Origin of the sequence: Micromonospora sp. (genome assembly GCF_048594385.1) — a bacterium.
Classification (GTDB): Bacteria; Actinomycetota; Actinomycetes; order Mycobacteriales; family Micromonosporaceae; genus Micromonospora; species Micromonospora wenchangensis.
The window spans coordinates 1-1,739 of record NZ_JBMDWU010000233.1; the positions used below are offsets into that span (position 1 = coordinate 1).

The 1,739-nt window shown below is 76.0% G+C and carries 1 protein-coding gene; it reads right to left on the reverse strand.

The window, feature by feature from the left end; genetic code table 11:
- Nucleotides 1-413: 413 nt before the first annotated feature.
- On the reverse strand, nucleotides 414-1,739 hold a 1,326-nt coding region (locus ACOJTC_RS12135; protein ID WP_420116920.1), incomplete at its 5' end, for a hypothetical protein.

Genomic DNA, 1,739 nt, shown 5'->3' on the forward strand with positions numbered 1-1,739 from the left:
CCGAATCTCCGCCGGGAAATTCGGCAACGTCGAAATATCGTTACCCAACTGCGCCGTCTCCGAGGTGAACCTGTCCCCCGTCAACTGCATCCCGTCACCCGAGTCACCAGCAAACCGGATCACCACCCGGTCCAACTGACGGATCTGCTTGGTCACGCCTGCACCTCGCTTCGCTCGGCCCCGCCGCGCGTGCGGCTGCACATGATGGTGACCTCGCCTTGCCCGGCCACGCGACCTCCCTGATGCGCCGCTGCGCCCGGTCCGCCCGTGGCGGGCCGGACCGCTGTCATCTCTCGCCTCCGAGCCTACGTCCAGGGCTTAGGGCATCCTTGGTGGAGGTCCGACACCTGGGAACCGGGTCGGCGAAATCTGTACGGCTATGCGGCGATTTGCGGTGCACGCCGTAATCGATATCACCGCGACCCCCCGGACGGCCCCCTCCGCCTGCCCCGACCCCCGGCCGGTCGGGTCGGCCGCCCCGTCGGCGGCAGGTCCCCCGCCACCTCGGCGGAGCGTCGGCGCAGCGCACCGGTCGCCAGCACGAGGGCCAGCACCACCAGCAGGACGGAGATCGTGATCAGCGCGAGCGCGGTCCGCTGGGCGGAGGACATCCCGCCCAGCGCGACCGTCCCGCCCTGCGCCGCGATCAACCCCTGCGAACCGGTCGGCGCGGGCGTGCCCACCGGCGGGGTGGTCAGCGCGGCGGCGGCGGTGATCCGGAAACTCATCTGGACCTGCCGGGCCGGCCCGCTCTCCGGGGTCAACCGGCCGGTCAGCGCCCCGGCCAGCGGGGCCTCGCGCTGGGCGTCCGGGGTGGCGGCGACCGTGAACCGCAGCGGCTGTGTCCGCCCCGCCGGCAGCACGCCGAGGTCGCAGCGGGTACGCGTCGGAGCCAGCGGCACACAGCCGGCCGGCGGGTCCAGCACGCTGACCCCCTCCGGCAGCGCCACCTCGACCCGTCCGGCGGCCGGCACCCGGCCGGTGTTGCCCAGGTGGGCCGTCAGCACGGTGGGTCCGCCGCTGATGTCGAAGGCCACCTCGTCGGCGTCGAGGAATATCCCGGGCACCGGCGGGCCGGGCGGGAAGAGCACCGCGAACCCCTCGTCGTCCTGCGCGGTGCCGCCGTCCGGGGCGGTCGCGGTGACCCGTACCGCGCCGCTGAGGGGCATCTGCCGCCAGGCGGTGCCGCTGACCCGTACCCGGATCATGCTGTCGAACCGGTCGCCCGGCGCGGTGGCCCACTCGCCGCAGTGCCACCCGCCGTCGCCGCTGGCCGCGCAGCCCGGCGTCCCGGCGTCGGTGAGCCCGGCCGGCAACGTGTAGGCCAGCCGCAGCCGCGCCGGCACGGCCCCGGTGTTGGTGACGGTGACCCGCAGCGCGGTGACCGTGCTGCCGGCCGCCCAGTAACCGTCGTCGAGGGTCACGTCCCCGGTGCCCACCCGGACCTCGACCCGGTCGCCGCCCGGCGGGCCGGGGCGGGTGGGTCGGCCGGGCAGCGGCGGCCGGGCGGGCGGCGCGGTGGTGGCCGTCGGCGGGGGTGCGGTGGTCACCGGTGGGGTGCCGGTCGGCTCCGGGGCGGCGGTGGTCGGCTCCGGGTCCGGGGGCAGCGTCGCCGGAGCGCTGGTCGGGCCGGCCCCCGTCGCCGTCGGCTCGACCCGGGGCGTGGTCCAGACGGTCGGGGCGCCGCCCGGGTTCCCCACGTAGGTCGGGGAGGTCACCGCCACGGTCACGGAGGGTGG